Annotated in this window: 18 protein-coding genes; 2 read left to right on the plus strand and 16 right to left on the minus strand. The window is 60.7% G+C overall.

Annotated elements, in window-relative coordinates; genetic code table 11:
* The first annotated feature begins 288 nt into the window (after positions 1-288).
* The gene (locus CUR33_RS20285) at positions 289-657 is read left to right on the plus strand and encodes a BON domain-containing protein (RefSeq protein ID WP_090255986.1); all 369 of its coding nucleotides are present in this window, start codon (positions 289-291) and stop codon (positions 655-657) included.
* A 63-nt stretch (positions 658-720) separates the two neighbouring features.
* Positions 721-918 (plus strand): CsbD family protein, encoded by a 198-nt coding sequence (locus CUR33_RS20290; RefSeq protein WP_090256042.1) that lies wholly within the window; start codon positions 721-723, stop codon positions 916-918.
* Positions 919-985: 67 nt separating this feature from the next.
* On the opposite strand, the gene CUR33_RS20295 is transcribed toward CUR33_RS20290, so the two are convergent.
* From CUR33_RS20295 to CUR33_RS20370, 16 genes are all read right to left on the minus strand, one after another.
* Entirely contained in the window at positions 986-1,285 is a 300-nt protein-coding gene (locus CUR33_RS20295; RefSeq protein ID WP_282876637.1) for a DUF2845 domain-containing protein, read from the minus strand.
* A gap of 20 nt (positions 1,286-1,305) precedes the next feature.
* A complete protein-coding gene (locus tag CUR33_RS20300) occupies positions 1,306-1,602 on the minus strand; it encodes a DUF2845 domain-containing protein (RefSeq protein WP_289240764.1) in 297 nt (98 codons plus the stop codon).
* A 12-nt stretch (positions 1,603-1,614) separates the two neighbouring features.
* The gene (locus tag CUR33_RS20305; RefSeq protein ID WP_289240765.1) at positions 1,615-4,620 is read right to left on the minus strand and encodes a DUF748 domain-containing protein; all 3,006 of its coding nucleotides are present in this window, start codon (positions 4,618-4,620) and stop codon (positions 1,615-1,617) included.
* 102 nt (positions 4,621-4,722) lie between these two features.
* On the minus strand, positions 4,723-5,739 hold the full coding sequence (locus CUR33_RS20310) for a class I SAM-dependent rRNA methyltransferase (protein WP_289240766.1): 1,017 nt from the start codon (positions 5,737-5,739) through the stop codon (positions 4,723-4,725).
* A gap of 119 nt (positions 5,740-5,858) precedes the next feature.
* Positions 5,859-6,272 carry a phage infection protein gene (locus CUR33_RS20315; protein WP_289240767.1) on the minus strand — a complete coding sequence of 138 codons (414 nt, stop codon included), beginning with the start codon at positions 6,270-6,272 and terminating at the stop codon, positions 5,859-5,861.
* 178 nt (positions 6,273-6,450) lie between these two features.
* On the minus strand, positions 6,451-7,632 hold the full coding sequence (locus tag CUR33_RS20320) for an acetyl-CoA C-acetyltransferase (protein ID WP_289240768.1): 1,182 nt from the start codon (positions 7,630-7,632) through the stop codon (positions 6,451-6,453).
* A gap of 95 nt (positions 7,633-7,727) precedes the next feature.
* Positions 7,728-8,606, minus strand: coding sequence for an oxygenase MpaB family protein (locus CUR33_RS20325; protein ID WP_289240769.1), 879 nt, complete (start codon positions 8,604-8,606; stop codon positions 7,728-7,730).
* Between the two features lie 155 nt (positions 8,607-8,761).
* Positions 8,762-10,699 carry an acetate--CoA ligase gene (acs, locus tag CUR33_RS20330; protein ID WP_289240770.1) on the minus strand — a complete coding sequence of 646 codons (1,938 nt, stop codon included), beginning with the start codon at positions 10,697-10,699 and terminating at the stop codon, positions 8,762-8,764.
* Between the two features lie 93 nt (positions 10,700-10,792).
* A complete protein-coding gene (gene pgi / locus CUR33_RS20335; protein WP_289240799.1) occupies positions 10,793-12,457 on the minus strand; it encodes a glucose-6-phosphate isomerase in 1,665 nt (554 codons plus the stop codon).
* 107 nt (positions 12,458-12,564) lie between these two features.
* Complete coding sequence (gene panC / locus CUR33_RS20340) at positions 12,565-13,425, minus strand: pantoate--beta-alanine ligase (RefSeq protein ID WP_170050394.1); 861 nt, start codon at positions 13,423-13,425, stop codon at positions 12,565-12,567.
* Positions 13,422-14,222 carry a 3-methyl-2-oxobutanoate hydroxymethyltransferase gene (gene panB / locus CUR33_RS20345; RefSeq protein WP_160088666.1) on the minus strand — a complete coding sequence of 267 codons (801 nt, stop codon included), beginning with the start codon at positions 14,220-14,222 and terminating at the stop codon, positions 13,422-13,424. Before panB ends, panC begins: the two co-directional genes overlap by 4 nt.
* 236 nt (positions 14,223-14,458) lie before the next feature.
* Positions 14,459-14,956 carry a 2-amino-4-hydroxy-6-hydroxymethyldihydropteridine diphosphokinase gene (gene folK, locus CUR33_RS20350; RefSeq protein WP_289240771.1) on the minus strand — a complete coding sequence of 166 codons (498 nt, stop codon included), beginning with the start codon at positions 14,954-14,956 and terminating at the stop codon, positions 14,459-14,461.
* Entirely contained in the window at positions 14,956-16,362 is a 1,407-nt protein-coding gene (locus CUR33_RS20355) for a polynucleotide adenylyltransferase PcnB (RefSeq protein ID WP_289240772.1), read from the minus strand. Before CUR33_RS20355 ends, folK begins: the two co-directional genes overlap by 1 nt.
* A gap of 699 nt (positions 16,363-17,061) precedes the next feature.
* Complete coding sequence (locus tag CUR33_RS20360; protein WP_170050397.1) at positions 17,062-18,489, minus strand: sigma-54-dependent transcriptional regulator; 1,428 nt, start codon at positions 18,487-18,489, stop codon at positions 17,062-17,064.
* Between the two features lie 76 nt (positions 18,490-18,565).
* Complete coding sequence (locus CUR33_RS20365; RefSeq protein ID WP_160088662.1) at positions 18,566-21,520, minus strand: sensor histidine kinase; 2,955 nt, start codon at positions 21,518-21,520, stop codon at positions 18,566-18,568.
* 60 nt (positions 21,521-21,580) lie between these two features.
* Entirely contained in the window at positions 21,581-21,757 is a 177-nt protein-coding gene (locus CUR33_RS20370; protein ID WP_003244646.1) for a hypothetical protein, read from the minus strand.
* Positions 21,758-21,765: the final 8 nt, after the last annotated feature.

Raw genomic sequence — 21,765 nt, forward strand, 5'->3', positions numbered from 1 at the left:
TGCTAAACAGCAGAAAAGAGGGCCCTTCGGGGCCCTCTTTTTTTGTCTGTAGATAAAGCGTTTACCCTCGTCGCCTATAGAGGCCGCAGCTGTCGTGCAATATGCCTTGCTCGTTTGGCCCTAACATGCAGATTGCACGAGGCAGGCTGATCTCATTTGTTTTTAAGTTATTGATATTTATAGATTATTTTATTTTAAGAGGGTTGGCATAGCGCTTGCGATAGTACTGAGGAGACTGCAGCTCGTAGTGGCTTGCAGATTGTTCAGTACACGCAGGAGGCATTATTTATGAAAAAGCCAATCAAGCATTTCGCAGTAACCGCCATGACCGCTACCGCGCTGGGTCTGTTGCTCGCCGGGCCGGTTATGGCTGCGGACACCCCGACCGTGCAACCAACCCTGCTGGCCGCCAGTGAGACGATGGATAAAGCAGAAGATGCGGTTTCCGACACCTGGATCACCAGTAAGGTGAAGTCGACCTTCCTGGCCGACAGCAGCTTGAGCGGTATCGACATCAAGGTCGAAACCAATAAGGGCGTTGTCACGCTTTCCGGTGTTGTTGCCAGCTCCGCCGAACGTGACCTGGCCATTGCCAAGGCAGGCGAGATCAAAGGTGTGAGCGCTGTATCCGCTGAAGCGCTGAAAACCGCTCAGTAACCAATGGAAGCGTGCCAGGCGCTGCGATGGGCCTGGCAGCCACTCAACGACGAGGACAAGCAGATGAATGCTGACGTAATCAAAGGCAAGTGGAAGCAAATCAATGGTCGCATCAAGGAGCGTTGGGGCAACCTGACCGATGATGACCTGAATGTCGCCGAAGGTCATAGCGAGTACCTGGCCGGCAAGCTGCAAGAGCGTTACGGTTGGACCAAGGAAAAGGCTCAGGATGAGCTGCGCGATTTCAGCAGCAAGCTGTAATCAGGCGTAAAAAAGCCCCGCAGGCATAACCTGCGTGGCTTTTTGTGCACGACTATGGGAGCTGTTGTTATCTACCTCGCTTGCTCTCGATCTTTATCAGGCGATTGCCTTCGAAACGCAGAAACTGATACATGCCGTTGCGCGGACCATAGGCCCATTCTTCCACGACCACTTCATGGCGAAAGCCGTATTCATCGAGCACTTCGCGGTAGCCAACAAACTCGCGGCTGATCGGTTCGCCGCATTTACTGCTGACGACGCTGGACGAGTCCTCCAGGCTGATAACCGCGCTACCACAGCGCAGGGTGGATGAGGCGTACGCGCCGAGAGGGAGCAGTATCAGTAGGCTGCAGATTAGTCGTTTCATCAAATTTTCCGGGGCAGATGCTAGCGGCTACGACGGCGTTCGATGGCACGCAGGCGCGTGCCTTCGAAGGTGAGAATACTGAGCATGCCGTTATCGGGGCCGTAGACCCATTCCTCGATCTGGTATTCGCGCCGTTCATTTGGCCCGAGTGAATAGCCGACCAGATCGCGGAAGGCTGGTTCGCCGCATTTCTGCAGCACCTCGAAGCGTCGGTCATCCAGGCTGACCAGTTGGCTGCCGCAGCGCAAGGTCTCAGCCTGAGCCATAGACGATGCGCCCATCAGGGCAAGGAGCAGCGTTGTAGCCAATGCACGCATATGACGGAGACCTTACTCGCTGCCGAGATGCAGGGTAGTGGCGACGCGGCCATTGGCGTCAGCCTGTGCCATGTTGACATCCAGCAGGTAAATACGTTCGTCGGCCAGGCCGCCGCGCTCGACCAGATAGCTCTTTATTTCTGCAGCTCGCGCCTGTGCCAGCTGACGCTGTAGCAGTTCACTTTGTGCCCAGGATTGCAGCACACCTTCGCGCATCTTCACGCTGCGCTCTTCGTCGGGCAGTTCGGCCCACTCGGCTGGCGGCTGCTGTTTGAGGCGGGTGCGGTAGATGCCTTCGAGCAGTACGGCTTTGTCGTCCTCATCCACCACCAGCTCACTGGCTTCGGCAGGTACATCCTCCCCACGGCGTTGCAGCATCTTGTACCAGGTGTTCTGGTATTCGCGCTCCAGGCGCGCAGCAGCCAGTGGTGGGCCGTCGCTGCTCTGCGCGCTCATGCCTTCGACTTCCAGGCGCAGTGTCGGACGCTCCTTCAGGGCGCTGGCCAGCGTATCCAGCGCTTTCTGCGCGTCGCCGTCGAGTTCGCTGTCACCGGCATTGAAACGCACGGTGCTGAGGTCAACATCACTGCCGCCGCTGACCAGGCCGCCGATAAATTTGAACGGTGCCTGCGCGGCGCGCAGCACCAGATTGCGCAGGGTTTGCCAGACGATGGGCATAACGCTGAACTGCGGGCTGTTGAGGTCGCCCTGCACGGGCAGCTGGATGCTGATATTGCCGTCGGTGTCTTTGAGCAGGGCAATGGCTAGGCGGATTGGCAGGTCCATGGCGTCTTTGCTGTCGACTTTCTCGCCCAGCTGCAGGTCTTCCAGCAGCAGTTTGTTCTCGGCGTTGAGCTGGCCTTTCTCGATCTGGTAATGCAGGTCGAGGTTGAGGCGGCCCTTGCGTATGCGGAAACCGGCGAACTTGCCGGAGTAGGGCGTGAGGGTGGTCAGTTCGACATTCTTGAAGCTGGTGGCGATATCCAGGCTGTTCATCGGGTCGAACGGCGTCAGCTTGCCTTTGATGCTGACGGGTGCGTACTTATCGACCTTGCCCTTAATATCGACGCTGGCGGTTTTCGGGCTCTGGTTGTCGAGTGTGCCGATCTGGCCGTTGAGTTGCTGAATAGCCGTGGCGAAGTTAGGCGTCAGACTGAAGTCGGCAAAGTTCGCCGAACCGTCCTTGATGCTGATACCGCCGATGCGCATCGGCAGCGGTTTACTTGCCGCTGCGGGCTTGGCGTTGGCCTCTGCCGGCTGTGGAATCATCAGATCGCTGATATTGGTGGTCAGGTCTTCATTGATGATAAAGCGCACATAAGGCTGCTGCAGTTTGACTTGGCCGATCACCAAGCCCTTGCCGTGTTGATAGTCGATTCCTTCCACCAGCACTTGCTGCCATTTGAGGAAGTCGCGGTCCTTTAGCGTGTCGAGAGTATGCAGCTGGTTGATCTCGGCTTGCCCGCCAATACTGAAGGCCAGCGGTTCCACGCTCTGCAGATCAACCGCCAGGTCGCTACCGAGCTTACCGCTGCGCAGTTCCAGACGCACGAAGGGGCTCAGGTAGGTCTGCGCCAGGCGCAGGTCGATATCGCGGGTGGCAACCTGCAGCTTGGCCGTGGTCGGGGTCAGTTGCACCTGGCCGTCGGCCTTGATCTGCCCGGTCTTGTTCACTCCTGTGTCGAGCTTGAGGCCGAAGGGCGACGTGCCCAGGCTGTCAAAGTCGCTTAGGTCGAGATTAAGCGGGGCCAGGTCTATTTTGACTTCCGCGCCGCCGGCGCGGTCGGCCAGATGCACCTGATAGTCGCGCAGTTGCACGTCACGCAGGATTACCTGCCAGGGTTTGCTGGGCTCTTCCGGCTGGTCGGCAGTGGCGGTTTCCAGGTCAGCGGATTGCTCTGCGGTGGTCGGTTTGCTTGGCTCTTTTGCCGGTTCGGCTTCCGTGGCTGCGGAGCCTGAGCCACCCTCATTTGGAGCTGGAGCTGGAGCTGGAATCGGAGCCGGTTTGGCGGGTTGGCTGGCGAGCAGCTTCTGCCAGTCGAGCTGGCCATCGGCCTCGCGCGCGGCCCAGGTTTCCAGCTTCTGGCTACGAATCTTGCCGACGACGACCTGCTGCTTGGCCAGATCCACGCTGGTTTCGCTGATATCCAGGCTTTCCAGGCGCAGCAACGCTTTATCCGCCGGGCTCTTGATGGCAAAGCTGCTGACGCTGAGTTGGGTATTGCTCAGTAGCAGTTCGGTGCCTTTGGCCAGGTTCAGGCTGTAGTCGCTGCTCAGATTGACGGTGCCGTCCTCCAGGACCAGCGGCACCGCATCGCGCACATAGGGCCAGATGGCTTTAAGTTTGCCGTCAGTGACTTTCAGACTGCCGCTGGAGCTGATTGGCACCAGGCTGATGCGCCCGGTCCAGTCGATGCGCCCGCCGGTGGGGCCTGTGGCGATCAGGCTCATGTCGGCATTGTCGTCAGGCAGGGTGCTGAGGTTGAACAACTCGAAATTGAGGTCGTCGTAAATAAACTCGATCGGCTCGCTGGGGCGCAGGTCCTGAAAATGCACGTTGCCGCCACTCAGCTTGATCCGCGAAATACGCAGCGGGAACGGCTCGCCGGCCGGCTCTTCAACCGCAGGCTCGGTGCTAGGCGGGACGTTAAACAGTTGCGTTAGATTGAGTCTGCCATCCTTGCCGAACAGCACTTCGCTGTGCGGCTTGTCCAACTCGATATCAGCCAGGTGCAATACGCCGCTCCACAGGCTATCGAGTTGCAGATTGGCATACAGGCGTTCGAAGGCGATCTGCTGCTGGTCGGCTTCGCCAATCTGCAGGCCCCAGAGGCTGAGTTCCAGGCTGAACGGGTTGAGTTGCAGGCGTTGCAGCGTGGCGGGTACTTCGGCGTATTGCGCCAGCTGCTGGTTGGCGATTCGCAAACCGATACCGGGCAGAATCAGAAAGCCCAGCAGGCTGTAGAGGGCAACGGCGATGGCAATGGCGCTGGCAGCGCGCTTTATTCCTTTAAGCATAAAAACGTCATCTATCCCGACGAGAAGTGCCTTGGAGTATGGCACGCGTGTGCAGTTCCGCAGAGGCTCTGCGCGGGGATTTTCTGCGAACTTGCGCGTGGATCAGAACTGCAGGATTAGGGTTTTCAGCGGTGGCTGGCCATCTTGTGAGGGGAAGTCGCTGGCCGGCGCCAGCACCTGCCAATCGCGCACCGGGCGGCCGAGCTTTTCTGCGCAGCGCAGCACCTGCTCGCGCCAATCGGCCATGGCGACTTTTGCCAAGTTGTTGCAGCAGATCAGCACACCATCATCGGCGGTGGCGAGGATCGCCGGCTTGAGCAGGCTCTGGTAATCACGCAGCAGGTCGACGGTGCCGAAAGCGCTCTTGGCCCAGGCGGGTGGGTCGAGCAGTACCAGATCAAACTGACGTTGCTCAAGGCGCGGATAGTGCGGCAGCTTCTGCCCGCGACGGGCGTTGATCGGCAACCCGGCCAGCTGGCGAATCGCCGGAAAGTAGTCTGATTGCACAAACTGCATGGCTTGCAGCTGCGGATTGAGTTGACCATTCTCGCGACCAACCGCCAGGTTGCCCTCGGCAAAATCCAGATTGAGCACCTCGCTGGCCCCGCCTGCAGCTGCACTCAGGCCGACGCCACAGGTGTAGGCGAACAGGTTAAGCACCGATTTACCGGCGCTGTGCGTTTTGACCCAACCACGGGCATTGCGCAGGTCAAGAAACAGCAGCGGGTCCTGCCCAGCATGGCGGCCACGTACGCGGTAGTTGAGGCCCCATTCATGGCCGATCAGGTCTTCCAGTGCGGCCGGTTCGGCTTGGTAGACCGCATCAGTGCGGTCGATCCGCGAGTTGCCCTGGGAGCGGTCGTTGTAGACCAGTAGCAGTTGTGTGCCGAGGCTGGTCTGGCACTGCTCGGCCAGTTGCAGCAGTTCGTCGCGACTCAGGCTCTGGTGGAAGCTCTGTACCAGTAATTGCGGGCCGTAACGGTCGACGGTCAGGCCGCCGGCGCCTTCCTGGCTGCCATGAAACAGGCGATAGCAGTCGGTGCCTTGCTGATGCAACTCGGCCAGCAGGTCTTGACGGTTATGCAGTGCGGCGCGCAGCGCCTGATCGAGAGAGGGCATGCGCGGCGACTCGAAAAAGGAGGGCGCGCAGTTTATCAAGATTCACCTGCCGGGACGCAGGCTCGGCAAAAACAGCAAGGGCACCCGAAGGTGCCCTTTAATTTGCGAGTGTTATTTGATCAGGCGATACGGTTGCCGCCGGTGCGGTCAGCGCCATCAGCAGCGATGCGGTTACCGCCAGTACGGTCTGCACCATCAGCAGCGATGCGGTTACCGCCGGTACGGTCTGCACCATCAGCAGCGACACGGTTGCCACCAGTACGATCTGCACCATCTTCGGCGATACGGTTGATGCTGGTACGGTCAAAGCCGTCGGCTGCGATACGGTTAGCGCCAGTACGGTCAGCGCCGTCAGCAGCTACGCGGTTGCCGCCAGTTCGATCGGCACCATCTTCGGCGATGCGGTTGATGCTGGTACGGTCAAAACCATCAGCGGCGATACGGTTGCTCAAGGTGCGTTCTGCGCCGTCTGCGGCGAAAACATTGCTGGTCAGGCTTGCGGCAAGCAGGGAGGCGATCAGGTACTTGTTCATCGGGGTGTCCTCGGAAGAGTGGGGTAAGTGGCTACAGGGCTAATGTTGCGCCGCAGCCTGACTCTTGAGAAACGCAGGCGGTCAATAGCAATCATCATTGCTGTCGATGGTAAATAAAAAAGCCGGCCCTCTGATTGATGGGAGCCGGCTGTTCTGTCGCTATAACTGAGCGGTGTTATCAGGCCCGTTCGATCGCAAGTGCCACGCCCTGGCCGCCGCCGATGCACAAGGTGGCGAGGCCTTTCTTGGCGTCGCGCTTGATCATCTCGTGCAGCAGGGTGACCAGCACGCGGCAGCCGGAGCCGCCAATCGGGTGGCCGAGGGCGATGGCGCCGCCGTTGACGTTTACCTTACTGGCATCCCAGCCCAGCTCCTTGCCGACTGCCAGGGCCTGCGCGGCAAAGGCTTCGTTGGCTTCAATCAAATCCAAGTCACTCAGCTGCCAGCCGGCCTTGGCCAGGCAGCGCTGGGTGGCGCCGACCGGGCCGATACCCATGATCGCCGGATCGACACCGGCATTGGCGTAGCTGGCGATCTTCGCCAGTACCGGCAGGCCGAGGGACTGGGCTTTGGCGGCGCTCATCAGCAGCACGGCGGAGGCACCGTCATTCAGGCTGGAGGCGTTGCCGGCGGTGACACTGCCGTCCTTCTTGAATGCGGGCTTAAGTTTGCCCAGGGATTCAGCAGTGGTGCCGGCGCGCGGCTGCTCGTCAGTGGCGAAGGCTACTGGGTCGCCTTTGCGCTGGGGAATCATGATCGGGGTGATTTCATCGACGAAGCGACCGGCCTCAATGGCAGCAACGGCTTTTTGCTGCGAGGCGGCGGCGAAGGCATCCTGGGCTTCGCGGCTGATGTCGTATTTCTCCACCAAATTCTCGGCGGTGATGCCCATGTGGTAGTCGTTGAAGGCATCCCACAGGCCGTCGGTGATCATGCTGTCGATCAGTTTGGCATGACCCATGCGCAGGCCGGTGCGCGCACCAGGCATGACGTAGGGGGCCAGGCTCATGTTTTCCATGCCGCCGGCGATGATCACTTCGGCGTCGCCGCAGCGGATCGCTTGCGCGCCCAGGTGCAGGGCTTTAAGGCCCGAACCGCAAACCTTGTTCAGGGTCAGCGCTGGCACGGCGTGGGGCAGGCCGGCGAGGATCACCGCCTGACGCGCGGGGTTCTGCCCGCTGCCTGCGGTCAGCACTTGGCCAAGGATTACTTCGTCGACCTGCGCGCCGTCCAGGCCGGTTTGTTCCAGCAGGCGGCGGATTACCGCTGCGCCCAGTTCCGGTGCCGGGATATTCGCCAGCGCACCCTGAAAGCTGCCGATGGCGGTGCGGGTGGCGGCAACGATGACGACGTCTTGCATAACGCGATCCTCACAAGTGACAGGCGCGGCGGGCCGCGAAAGGTCGCTATGGTGGCACAACGGCTTTGTTTACGGCCAGCGTGCGAACCGATCGGTCAGCCGCGTGGCGGCAGGTTCAGACGCCGACGTGCACGGTGAATGGCGCCGCCGCGTACCGCCCAGCGCAGCACGGGGGCCAGGCTGTGTACACCGGCGTGGATCATCCGGCTGCGCGCCGGGCTGATCTGCTGGCCGAGCATCTCCTGCGCCCAAGCCGGCAGCAGGTCGATACCGGCCTGCATCAGCAGCTTGGCCGCCGGGGCGGCGAGGGCGCTGGGTGCCGGGGCGTTGAGCAGGATGCGCAAGATTTCCAGCGAGCGTTCATCACAGAGCAGCTCGGGACGCACAGCTGCCAGGTAGGCGGCGACCTCGGCGCGCGAGCGCGGCACCTGGGTGGCGCCCAGACGCTCTGCGATCAGGGCGATTTCCGCGTAGTAGCGGTCTTGGTCCGCCTCGCTCAGCTGTGGGTTGCGGTAACGCAGGTGGGCCTGGAGAAAACTGTACACCTCGGCTACATGCACCCAGGTCAGCAGCGCTGGATCACTGGCGGCATAGGTGCGGCCATCCGGGGCGGTGCCTGTGACTTTGAGGTGAATGGTCTTGACCTTGTCGATCAGCCAGTCGGCATCGGCGCGCGAGCCGTAGGTGGTGCCAGATATAAACTGGCCGGTGCGACGCAGGCGGCCGAGCAGGTCCTGACGAAAATTTGAGTGATCCCACACCCCGGCTAATGCCAGTGGATGCAGAGCTTGCAAGAGCAGGGCGCTGATACCGCCGATCAGCATGCTGGTGAAGTCGCCATGCACCTGCCAACTCACCGAGTCGGGGCCGAACAGACCGGGGTCGTCCTGGGGCTTTTCAAAGTCGATTTGCCCCAAAGCGATACCGCTGAGACTAAGGACTTGGCTTTCGATACGGCGGCGAAGAAATTCCATGGAATGGTGGGTTCGTTTGCTGGTGTAGGATGGATCGCGCTTCATCGCTCCATCGGTTGGCGATCCACCCGATGGGGCTCCGCCGCGCGGGGCCCTTGGCGGATGAACAGAGCATCAGCTACGTGCCTCGATACACCCTACATCCTAGCGTGCGGTTATCGGTTCAGGCGCTGCTCGATCAAACCGTCGACCACCGTCGGGTCGGCCAGAGTCGAAGTGTCGCCCATGTTTTCTAGCTCGTTGCAGGCGATCTTGCGCAGGATACGCCGCATGATCTTGCCCGAGCGGGTCTTCGGCAGACCCGGCGCCCACTGAATCAGCTCGGGCTTGGCGAAGCTGCCGATTTCCTTGCCGACCAGGGCCAGCAGTTCTTGCTTCAGCGCATCGTTGATTTCCACGCCGTTCATCGGTGTGACGAAGGCGTAGATGCCCTGGCCTTTGAGGTCATGCGGGTAACCGACCACGGCGGCTTCGGCGACGGCGTCATGCAGCACCAGGGCGCTTTCTACTTCGGCGGTGCCGATGCGGTGGCCGGAGACGTTGATCACGTCATCTACCCGGCCGGTGATCCAGTAGTAACCGTCCTCGTCGCGGCGCGCGCCGTCGCCGCTGAAGTAGTAACCGGGGTAGGGCTTGAGGTAGGTGTCGATCATCCGCTGATGGTCGCCGTAAACGCTGCGAATCTGGCTTGGCCAGCTGTCCTTGATCGCCAGTACGCCGCTGCCAGGGCCGTCGATCTCCTTGCCCTGTTCATCCAGCAGCACCGGCTGCACGCCAAAGAACGGCCGGGTCGCCGAGCCGGGTTTGAGGTCGGTGGCGCCGGGCAGTGGAGTGATCAGAATGGCGCCGGTTTCGGTCTGCCACCAGGTGTCGACGATCGGGCAGCGGCGTTCGCCGACCACGTTGTAATACCACTCCCAGGCTTCCGGGTTGATCGGCTCGCCGACGCTGCCGAGCAGGCGCAGGCTGGTGCGTTCGGTGCATTCGACCGGACCAGTGCCCTCACGCATCAGCGCACGCAGGGCGGTGGGCGCAGTGTAGAAAATGTTCACCTGGTGCTTGTCGATCACCTGCCAGAAGCGCGAAGCCGTCGGGTAGTTGGGCACGCCTTCGAAGATCAGGCTGGTTGCGCCGTTGGCCAACGGACCGTAGACGATGTAGCTGTGCCCAGTGACCCAGCCGACGTCGGCGGTGCACCAGTAGATGTCGCCTTCGTGGTAGTCGAACACGTACTTGTGGGTCATCGCCGCCATCAGCAGATAGCCGCCAGTGCTGTGCAATACACCCTTGGGTTTGCCGGTGGAGCCGGAGGTGTAGAGGATAAACAGCGGGTCTTCGGCGTCCATCGGCTCTGGTGGGCAGTTGCCGTCGGCGTCGCGCAGGGCTTCGTGGTACCAGATGTCGCGGCCTTCCACCCAATCGATCTCGCCCTGGGTGCGTTCGACCACCACTACCGTGGACACTGCTGGACAGCTCTGCAGCGCCTTGTCGACGTTGGCCTTGAGCGCCACGTACTTGCCACCGCGCACGCCTTCATCGGCAGTAATCACGGTGCGGCAATCGGCATCGAGAATGCGATCACGCAAGGCATCCGGGGAAAAGCCGCCAAACACCACCGAATGCACCGCTCCGATACGCGTGCAGGCGAGCATGGCGTAGGTGGCCTCGGGGATCATCGGCATATAGATGCATACCCGGTCGCCCTTTTTCACCCCACGGCTTTTCAGCACGTTGGCCAGGCGGCTGACGTTGTGGTGCAGCTTCTTGTAGGTGATGTGAGCCGATTCGCTGGGGTTGTCGCCTTCCCAGATCAGTGCAATTTGCTCGCTGCGTTTTTCCAGGTGACGGTCGATGCAGTTGTAGCTGACGTTGAGTTGCCCGCCCTTGAACCACGAGCCCGAACCGCTTAGCAGGTCGCCTTGTTGCACGCTGGTCCAGGGCTTGCTCCAGTCAAGAAAGGCCTTGGCCTGCTCGGCCCAGAAAATTTCCGGTTGCTCCACCGATTGCTGGTACAGGCGCAGGTAGTCGTCGTTGTCCAGGTGGGCGCGTTGGCGCACGGCATCGGGCACAGGGTGGCGGGTGATTTCGAACATGGCGGGTCCTTGTTGTTGTGTTCCGCGATGTTCGTAGGGTGAACCAAGCGGGTGCTTGGTTCAAGTGCTGGCCTTGTGCTCGGTCGCTGTGGATCAGCCGCGATGCCGTTCGCGGAAGTGCTGGATCAAGCCTTGTGTAGAGGCGTCACTGGCGGGCTCGTCGAGTTGGCCGGTGAGACGCTGATAAACGCCCTGGCCAAGGTCCTTGCCCAGTTCGACGCCCCACTGATCAAAGGCGTTGATGCCCCAGATGGCGCTCTGTACGAAGACTTTGTGCTCATACAGCGCGACCAGCGCGCCGAGGTTGAACGGGTCGACGCGGTTGAGCGCGAGGATATTGCTCGGGCGGTTACCGGGGATCACCTTGTGCGGTGCCAGACGTTGCACTTCGGCCTCGTCCAGACCCTTGGCGCGCAGCTCGGCTTCGGCTTCCTCGCGGGTTTTGCCGTGCATCAAGGCTTGGCTCTGCGACAGGCAGTTGGCAAACAGCCACTGGTGGTGGTCAGCCAGCGGGCTGAAGCTATTAACCGGGACGATAAAGTCCGCTGGGATCAGCTCGGTACCCTGGTGCAGCAACTGGTGATACGCGTGTTGGCCGTTACAGCCCACGCCGCCCCAGATCACGGGGCCGGTGCTGAAGTCCACAGGGCTGCCGTCCTGGCGCACGCTTTTGCCGTTGGATTCCATGTCCAACTGCTGCAGGTGTTTGGTGAAGTTACGCAGGTAGTGGTCGTAAGGCAGGATTGCCTGGCTTTTCGCACCCCAGAAGTTGCCGTACCAGATCCCCAGCAGGGCCATCAGGACGGGCATGTTTTCCGCCAGTGGCGCCTGGGTGAAATGCTGGTCCATGGCGTAGGCTCCGGCCAGCAGTTCTTTGAAGTTGGAGATGCCGATGGCCAGGGCAATCGGCAGGCCGATGGCCGACCACAGTGAGTAACGCCCGCCGACCCAGTCCCACATCGGGAAGATGTTTTCTGCCTTGATACCAAATTCGATCGCAGCCTTCTGGTTGCTGGTCACCGCAATAAAGTGTTTGTGCAGCTCGGCTTCCGGGCCGCCCAGTGCCAGGTACCAGTCGCGTGCGGCCAGGGCGTTCTTCAGGGTTTCCAACGTACCGAAGGATTTGGACGAGACAATAAACAGCGTGGTCTGTGGGTTCAGGCGTGCCGTCAGTTCACGGAACTCGCTACCGTCGATATTCGCCAGGTAATGACAGCGCACGCCGCGCTGGGTAAAGGGCCGCAGTGCTTCGGACACCAACTGCGGGCCGAGGAATGAACCGCCAATACCAATGTTCACCACTTCGGTGATCGGTTTGTCGCTGTAGCCGCGCCACAGGCCGCTGTGCACGCGGCTGACCAATTCGGTCATCTGATGCAGTACGCGGTGCACTTGCGGAATCAGGTCGACGCCGTCGAGTTTCAGGGTGCGGCCAATCGGGCTGCGCAGGGCTGTGTGCAGAGCTGCACGCCCTTCAGAGGCATTGACCTTATCGCCGCTGAACAGGGCGTGAATGGACGCTGGCAGCTGGGCTTGTTCAGCCAGCTGCACCAATAGTTCCAGGGTTTTTTCGTCGATCAGGTTCTTTGAGTAGTCCAGCAGCAGACCGCTGCTGCTCAGGGAAAAACGGGTAAACCGTTGCGGGTCACGGGCAAAGGCCTCGCGCATGCTGAAGTCGTTCATCTGCTCGCGCTGCTCTCGCAGCGCCTGCCAGGCGGGCAGGCTGGTGACGTCATGCGTTTGCTGGAAGTAGGCCATTGGTGCGTGTTCCTTGTTTTGGGTGCGGCGAATCATGCAAAAAAGCCCGGAGTTATCCGGGCCTTGAGTGTAACTGGCGGGCGTGGGGACAGCATCTACGCCGTGAATCAGCCAGGAGTATCGAGGTCGAACGCCAGGTTGTCGATCAACCGGGTGCTGCCAATAAACGCGGCCAGCAGTATGACCAGGCGGCGATCATCAGCGGTGGCCGGACGTAGGCTGTTGGCTTCGCGTACTTCCAGGTAATCCGGGCTAAAGCCTGCGGCGCTGTGTTGCTGCTGTGCAGCGGCGACCAGTTTGGCGTAATCACGCTCACCGGCGCGAATCGCTGTGGCCATCTCTTGCAGGGTACGGTACAGCACCGGCGCAACTTCACGCTGTGCCGTATTCAGATAACCGTTGCGCGAGGACAGCGCCAGGCCATCGTCGGCCCGCACCGTCGGCTCGCCGATAATCTGGATCGGCATATTGAGGTCACGCACTAAGGTGCGGATCACCGCCAGCTGCTGGAAATCCTTCTGGCCAAAAATCGCCAGATCCGGCTGCACCATGTTGAACAACTTGCTGACGACGGTCGCAACGCCTTCGAAGTGGCCTGGGCGGCTGGCGCCGCAGAGGCCTTCAGACACGCCCGGTACGCTGACGCGGGTCTGGCCGTCCATGCCGTGCGGGTACATTTCCTCGACATCCGGAGTGAACAGCAGATGGCAGCCGGCTTCGACCAGCTTTTCCTGATCGGCGAGCAGGGTGCGCGGGTATTTGTCGAGGTCTTCGCTGGGGCCGAACTGCAAGGGATTGACGAAGATGCTGGCGACCACGAAATCGGCACGCTGGGCGGCTTTCTCCACCAGTGCGGCGTGACCGGCATGCAGGTTGCCCATGGTCGGGACGAAGGCGATCTGTTTGCCTTCGGCACGGGCCTGGGCGACAGCGGCGCGCAACTCGCGCACGCTTTTAACTGTGTTCATGCAGAAAATCCGTGTTCGGCTGCTGGGAAACTCTGGTCTTTGACCGCTTTGACGTACGCACTGATGGCGTTCTGGATGCTGCTCTGGCCAGCCATAAAGTTTTTCACGAACTTTGGCGTGCGACCGCTCAGTGAAAGCCCAAGCATGTCATGCAGGACCAACACCTGACCGTCGGTAGCAACGCCGGCGCCAATGCCGATAACTGGGATCTTCACGGCTTGGCTGATTTCAGCGGCCAGTTCGCTGGGCACGCATTCCAGCAGCAGCATCGCCGCGCCGGCTTGTTCCAGCGCCATGGCATCAGCGCGCATCTGCCGCGCTTGGGCTTCCTGGCGGCCTTGCACCTTATAACCACCGAGGATATTCACCGCCTGCGGGGTGAGGCCGAGGTGGGCGCATACGGGTACGCCGCGCTCAGCCAGTTGGCGAATTGGCTCGGCGAGCCAGGCTGCACCTTCCAGCTTGACCATGTGGGCGCCGGCCTGCATCAGTGCCGCGCTGTTGTTCAGGGCTTGCTCAAGGGTGGCGTAGGCCATAAAGGGCAGATCGGCGAGAATCAGCGCGCCCTGGTTGCCACGTTTGACGCTGGCGGTGTGGTACGCCATTTCGGCGACAGTGACGGGCAGCGTGCTGTCATGGCCTTGCAAGACCATGCCGAGGGAATCGCCCACCAGCAGCACATCGACACCGGCCTGGCAGGCTGTCTGGGCGAACGTGGCGTCATAGCAGGTCAGCATGGCGATTTTCTCGCCGCTCTGCTTGAGGCTTTGCAGGGTGGTCAGGGTTACATCAGGCATGAAAACTGTCCTCACTCAGGCGTTCAGTCAGCAGTTGTGCTGCTTCAAGTTGGCCTGCATTGGCCTCGAATTGCACCGGTGCGGGGCAACGGGACGCCTATAGTCCTGATGGGGGGGCTCGAAGTCAATTGCAGGTGTTACCGGCTTGTTACTGCCGTTACCGCCAATGTGCCAGCTCGCAGGTAGGGTTATTACTGCTGCGGATGCATGACCCAGCAGTCGAAGTTGTCCGGAATTCAGGTCAACGCTGTTTCGCTGAGGCGTTCCAGCCCTGCATAAGGACAAGCCCCAAGCAGTTCTGTCAGGGCGCGGCCATCCGGCAGCTTTAGGTCTGGGGCGATCTCAGCCAGCGGGTAGAGGACAAAGGCGCGGGCGTGCATGTGGTAGTGCGGCACGGTCAGGCGCGGCTCATCCAGTAAGCGTTCGCCGAACAGCAAAATATCTAGGTCGAGGGTGCGTGGCCCCCAGCGTTCTGCCTTGCGTGTACGGCCTTGCTCGAGTTCGATCGTCTGCAAGGCCTCCAGCAGGGCCAATGGACTGAGTTCAGTGTCCAGTGCCGCCACGGCATTTACATAGCGCGGTTGATCCGCAGGACCCAGTGGGTCGCTGCTATAGAAGGATGACTGGGCGATCAGGTGAGTGTGCGGCAGCGCGGCCAGGGCGGCCAGGGCGCTGCGCAGTTGCTCGAGCGGTGTGGCCAGGTTGCTGCCCAGGCCGATATAGACGCGTTCCATTATTCGCTGGCAGGGCTGCTTGAGCTATCGCTCGCCGGGCCGCGTTTACGCTTGCTGTTATTGCGTTTGCGCTTACGGGGGGCACCTGGGCCATCGTCCTTGTTGCTGAGGTCGCGGATCATATTGCGCCGCTCGCTGTCGCTGACATCCTGATAGCGGGTCCACCAGTCGCCCAGGCCACCGGTTTCCTCGCCTGCGCTTTCGCGCAGCAGCAGGAAGTCGTAGCCAGCGCGGAAGCGTGGGTTTTCCAGCAGCATATCGGCGCGTTTGCCGCTGCGGCGTGGCAGGCGTTCCTGCATATCCCAGATTTCGCGGATCGGCATGGTGAAGCGCTTGGGCACCGCGATGCGCTGGCACTGTTCGCTGATAAGTTCGTGAGCGGCTTCCTGCATGGCCGGGATCGGCGGCATACCGCGATCCTGCAGCTTGATCACGCGGGCTGGCAGGGCTGGCCACAGCAGTGCTGCTAGGAGGAACGCAGGGGTGACTGTCTTGCCCTGATGAATGCGTAGGTCAGTGTTGTCCAACGCATTACGGATCAACTGGTCGGTGTAATCCGGGTTGAGTTTCAGCGCCTCGGCGCTGGCCGGGAACAGCTGGCCGAACAGGCCGTAATCCACCAGCAGCTCGTAGGTGTACACCGCGTAGCCGGCGAGAAACAGCTTGAGTACTTCATCGAATAGGCGCGCAGCGGGGATGCCGCCGAGCAGCGGGGCCAGTTTGTAGATCGGCGCGGCGCTGTGTTTCTCGATGTCGAAATCCAACTTGGCGGCAAAACGCACCGCACGCAGCATGCGCACCGGGTCTTCCTGGTAGCGCTGAGTCGGGTCACCGATCAGGCGGATCAGGTGGTTGCGAATGTCGTGCACGCCATTGGCGTAATCGAGGATGCGCTCGGTGCTCGGGTCGTAATACAGCGCATTGATAGTGAAGTCGCGGCGCTGGGCGTCGTCTTCCAGGCTGCCATACACGTTGTCACGCAGAATGCGCCCGCTCTCGTTACGCGAGGACAGATTGCTGTTCTCTTCTTCCTCGCCTTCCGGATGATTGGCGCGGAAGGTGGCGACCTCGATGATCTCGCGGCCGAAGTGCACGTGAACCAGCTTGAAGCGGCGGCCAATGACCCGGGCGTTGCGAAATTCGGCGCGCACTTGCTCGGGCGTGGCGCTGGTGGCCACGTCGAAATCTTTGGGGTCAATGTCCAGCAGCAGATCGCGTACGCAACCGCCGACCAGATACGCCTGGTAGCCAGCCTGCTGCAGGCGTTCGACCACGCTGATGGCATAGCGGCTGATTTCACCGCGTTCGATCGGGTGCTGGCTGCTGCTCAGCACTTCAGGCGTGCTGTGTGAATGGTTGCCACGGCGGGCAGGAGTACGAAAGGACTTGAACAGCTTTTTCAGCATGGGAGGCACTGTTTGACTAAATGACTGGCCAGAGTATATGCCGGCCGCAGGGATGGCGCGGATTCTAGCATTGAGTCGACGATTGATGGAGGAAACGACAGGAAAGGGCGGCAGGCGGGGGATTTGAAGCTACTGGGGGAGCCGAAGCTCCCCCCCAAATTGGTGCGTGCTCTGTTTTTATTATTATGGAGGGCTTGTTGTTTTTGTTGATTTACCCGTTCCATCCAGTCAAGGACTTTTGGAAAACTTCCCAAGCTGGGAATCAAGAGCAAACGGATTGCTTTGGATGCTGACGCTGCAATGATCACGGTGTGACCTAACCAGTATTGGCGCTGCCTTGGGGCAGTTTTATTATTCTCAGCCTGGTTATGGGGCGTACCCCAACGGCAATTCCTTTCCAAAAGAATCAGTTAGCTGCGCCTCCGCGTTGTTGTTTTTATTGTGCTGGAGTCGGTACGTCTTATTTTTATTAGGGTTGGAACGTTTTGTTATTGTTGTTGTACAGGCTGTAAAGCAGAACCCGTGCCAGTTTTTTAAATCCCTTTAAAATCAACGGCTTGATTGTTTGTGTGAGGCGCGGTGTGGCACAAAAAAGCCGGGTTCTCGTTACCGTAAGACCCGGCTTTTGTTACTAAGTGTTGAAGGGGTAACAGGTGAGGGAACCTCTTGCGGGCGCATCTGTCACCTTGGCGCGCCGCTCTAGCCCGCGGTTGCCCCTGAAGATTTGCGCCGTGGGATACCGAGGCGCTGGCGGCGCTCCCACAAACATTTGCGGCTGATGCCGAGTTTGCGTGCCAGTTCGGTCTCGGTCATATGGTCCTGGTGCTCGAGAACGAAGTGCTGGAAGTAATCCTCCAACGACAGGTCTTCAGTGGGTTCGCTCGGCTCATGCCCCAGGCCGCCGCTTTGTGCGGGCAGGCCGGTGAAGTCGTCTTCCAGGTCATCCAGTTCAATATCGATGCCCAGTAGTTCGGCCGAGATGCTGTTGCCTTCACAGAGAATCACTGCGCGTTCGATGGCGTTTTCCAGTTCACGCACGTTACCCGGCCAGGGGTAATGGCGAATCGCCTGTTCAGCATCGGCAGCAAAGCTCAATTCCGGGCGGCCTTGGCGGGTACTTTGGCGCACCAGGAAGGCGCGGGCGATTTCACTTACGTCAGCGCCGCGCTCACGCAGTGCGGGCAGTTTGAGGGCAATCACATGCAGGCGGTAATACAGGTCTTCGCGAAATTGGCCAATCTTCGACAGGCTTTTCAAGTCACGGTGAGTCGCGGCGATCAAGCGCACATCGACCTTCTGTGATTGCACCGAGCCGACCCGGCGGATTTCGCCTTCCTGCAGTACGCGCAGTAGGCGTGCCTGGGCCTCCAGAGGCAGTTCACCAATTTCATCAAGGAACAAGGTGCCGCCGTCAGCGGCTTCGACCAAACCCGCTCGGCCGGCGCTGGCACCGGTAAAGGCGCCTTTCTCATGGCCGAATAGCTCGGACTCGATCAGCGATTCGGGGATGGCGGCGCAGTTCACTGAAATCAGCGGCGCTTTGGCGCGGCGCGAGAGGTTATGCAAGGCGCGGGCGACCAGTTCTTTACCGGTGCCGGACTCGCCTTGAATCAGTACGTTGGAATCAGTGGGCGCGACCTTGCGGATCTTGCTGTACATCTCCTGCATAGCCGCGCAGGAGCCGATGATGCCGATTTCGCCGTTGCTGTTGTCCACCACCTTATCGGCGCTGGCTTTTGTTGTGCCGGTGGCGGGGGCTGGAGCGCTCTTGGCCTGCTGGTGATCGCGCAGGATGCGCGCGACGGCCTGGAGCATTTCGTCGTGGTCGAAGGGTTTGGCGATGTAATCCACCGCGCCCATTTTCATCGAGTCGACCGCCGAACGCAGGCTGGCGTAGCTGGTCATGATCAACACCGGCGTGCCCTGGCCAAGTTTGATCAGCTCGGTGCCGGGCGCGCCCGGTAGGCGCAGGTCGCTGACGATCAGGTCGAAGCTGGGGATGCTGAAGCGTTCTTGCGCTTCCTGCACCGAGCCGGCCTCGCTGACTTCGTATTGGTTACGTTCCAGCAGGCGACGCAAGGCAGAGCGGATAATGGTTTCGTCTTCGACGATCAAAATATGAGGCATCAATTCGGTCTCTCGACGGTCTCGGGGCATGCCGCTGGGCTAAAGGGGCTGGCAGGCATGCTCGCTGGTAGCTGGTTTAAGTCGCTATGGACGTCGCCTCGACATGCCTCGGCAGGCTGACCCTAATGCGGGTGCCGCGTTGAAGCTCGGGGTCGGCCGGGCTGTCGATTGTTATCTGTCCATAATGCTCTTCCACGATCGAATAGACCAGTGCAAGGCCCAGTCCCGTACCTTTGCCCGGGTCCTTGGTGGTGAAGAAAGGTTCGAACAAGCGGTCGATGATTGCCTTGGGAATACCGCTGCCTTCGTCCTCGACGATCAGGTCGACGGTGTGCTCGAAACGTTCGCTCTTGACCCGGATCGCACTGCCCGGCGGTGAGGCATCGCGGGCGTTGGACAGCAGGTTGATCAGCACCTGAGCCAGGCGTTGCGGGTCACCCACCACCCAATGATCGGAGTCGCAAAGATTGAAAAACTGCACTTCGACGCTGCGCCGGTTGAGCGCTAGCAGGGCAATGGCGTCTTGCGCCACCTGTGCTAGACACACTGGCTCCTCGCTGTGCTGGTGGCTGCCGGAATGGGCAAAGCTCATCAGCGATTGAACGATGCGCGACACGCGCTTGGTCTGCTCGATGATCTGCTCGCTGATCTCGGTCAGCTCGGGGTCACCTTCGCGTTCTTCGCGCAGGTTCTGCGCTAGACAGGCGATGCCGGTGATCGGGTTGCCGATCTCATGCGCCACGCCGGCAGCCAGACGACCAATGGAGGCGAGTCGCTCGGAGTGCACCAGCTTGTCTTCAAGCATCTGCGTTTCCGTGAGGTCTTCAACCAGCAGCACCAGGCCGCTGTTACCCGGCGCCAGTGGCTCGTCGATGGCCGCTTTGTGCAGGTTGAGCCAGCGCGTTTGGCCGTCCAAGGCCAGGCGCTGTTTGTGCAAGTGTTCGTCGGGCAGTTCGATAAACCGCTCAAGCAGCCCACGCCAGGGCTCGGCCAAAGTGTTCAGGCGTGAGCCGACCACACGCTGCGCGGGAATTTCGGTGAGTTCTTCCATGGCCTTGTTCCACATCAGAATCTCCTGATCCTTGGCCAACGAGCAAACGCCCATCGGCAGTTCCTGCAGGGTCTGGCGGTGATAGCGGCGCAGGGTGTCGAGTTCGGCGGCGAGACCGGTGAGGCGTGAGTGGTAGTCCTCGAGGCGGTTCTCGATAAAGTGGATGTCCTCGGTGACGTAGGTTTCGCTGCCGGCTTTGTAGGGCAGGAAGGTTTCGACGATGTCCTGGGCCACGCTGGGGCCCATCAGCCCGGACAGGTTGGCCTCGATGCGGTCGCGCAGGCGGCGCAGGGCATAAGGGCGACCTTCATCGAACGGTAAATGCAGGTCGCGCAGGGCTTGCTCCACCTCGTGCTGGGCGGTCTTGGCGCCCAGGGGTTTGGCCAGTTGCGCAGCGAATTCTTGCGGTGAGGCCGCCAGCAGTTCGCGGCGTTGCGGGCGGCGCACGTTATCCACCGCGCAGGCTTCAGCGGCGCTCTTTTCTTCCGGGCTGGCTTCGGTAAACAGTGAAACCAGGGTGAACACCAGCACGTTAGCGGCCAATGAGCCGATGGCGGCCAGGTGCCAACTGCTGTCATCCAGCACATAAATGACGTTGAACCAGGGCAGGTACAGGCCCTGCAGGTTGCCGAGCATCGGCAACAGCATGCTCACCACCCATACGGCGATCCCCGCCAGCAGCCCGGCAATAAAGCCTTTACGGTTGGCGGCAGGCCAGTACAGCACCGACAAAACGCCGGGGAGGAATTGCAGGGTGGCGACGAAGGCGACGATGCCGAGGTTGGCCAGGTCCTGTTCGGCACCGAGCAGTAAATAGAAGCCGTAGCCGGCCATGATCACCAGCAGGATCAGTGCGCGCCGTGTCCACTTCAACCAGCGGTAGATATTGCCTTCCGACGGTGGTTGGTAGAGCGGCAACACCACATGGTTGAGCACCATGCCGGACAGCGCCAGGGTGGTGACGATGATTAACCCGCTGGAAGCCGACAGGCCGCCGACATAGGCGATCAGTGCCAGGGTCTGGCTATTCACCGCGATGCCGACGCCGAGGGTGAAGTATTCCGGGTTGGTGGTCGCACCCAGCTTGAGTCCGGCCCAGAGAATCAGCGGCACCGCCAGGCTCATCAGCAGCAGAAACAGCGGTAGGCCCCAGCTGGCGCTGACCATGGCGCGCGGGTTGAGGTTCTCGGTAAAGGTCATGTGGTACATGTGCGGCATGACGATGGCCGAGGCGAAGAACACCAGCAGCAGGGTGCGCCAGGGGCCTTCCTGCAGCGGCGTGTGCAGGCTGGTCAGCGAGGACTGGTTCTGCACCAGCCAGGATTGCAGGTCCTGCGGACCGTCGAACACACCGTACAGGGCATACAGGCCGATGGCGCTGATCGCCACCAGTTTGACCACCGACTCAAAGGCGATGGCAAATACCAGCCCTTCATGCTTTTCGCGGGTGGCGATATGCCGAGCGCCGAACAAAATGGTGAACAGAATGATCAGCCCGCAATAGGCCAGCGCCACGCGCTCCTGCACCGGCTCGCGGGTGAGGATGCCGATGGAATCGGCCACTGCCTGGATTTGCAGGGCCAGTAACGGCAACACGCCGACCAGCATAAAGACTGTGGTCAGGGCACCGGCCCAGGTGCTGCGAAAACGGAAGGCAAACAGGTCGGCCAGCGATGACAGCTGGTAAGTTCGGGTGATGCGCAGAATCGGGTAGAGCAATACCGGCGCCAGTAAAAATGCCCCGGACACCCCCAGATAACTGGCGAGGAAGCCATACCCGTACTGATAGGCCAGCCCCACTGTGCCGTAGAAGGCCCAGGCGCTGGCATAGACGCCGAGCGACAGGGTGTAGGTCAGTGGGTGGCGAATTATCCAGCGCGGAATCAGGCCGTGCTCACTGATCCAGGCCACGCCGAACAGGATAAGAAGGTAAGCGGCGCTGATCAGAATCAGCTGGCTCAGGCTAAAGCTCGTTAGCATCACGTTGGCTCTGAAGCGAAGAAGGTTAAGACGCGGTCACGCAGGTTGCGCCGCAGCCGGTCAGAGTTCATCGGCATCACGCTGACTCTGCAGGATGAAGGTCACGACGATGAGGATCAGCCACAGCAGGTAGGGGCGGTACCAAGCCCCATTGGGGTCGATCCACCAGTCCATGATGGCCGGGGAGAACAGGTAGATTCCCACCACCAGGATCAGCACCAATCGGTAGATATACATGCCGCATC

The organism is Pseudomonas sp. FEMGT703P, from assembly GCF_002786345.1.
GTDB classification, from domain to species: Bacteria; Pseudomonadota; Gammaproteobacteria; order Pseudomonadales; family Pseudomonadaceae; genus Aquipseudomonas; species Aquipseudomonas peli.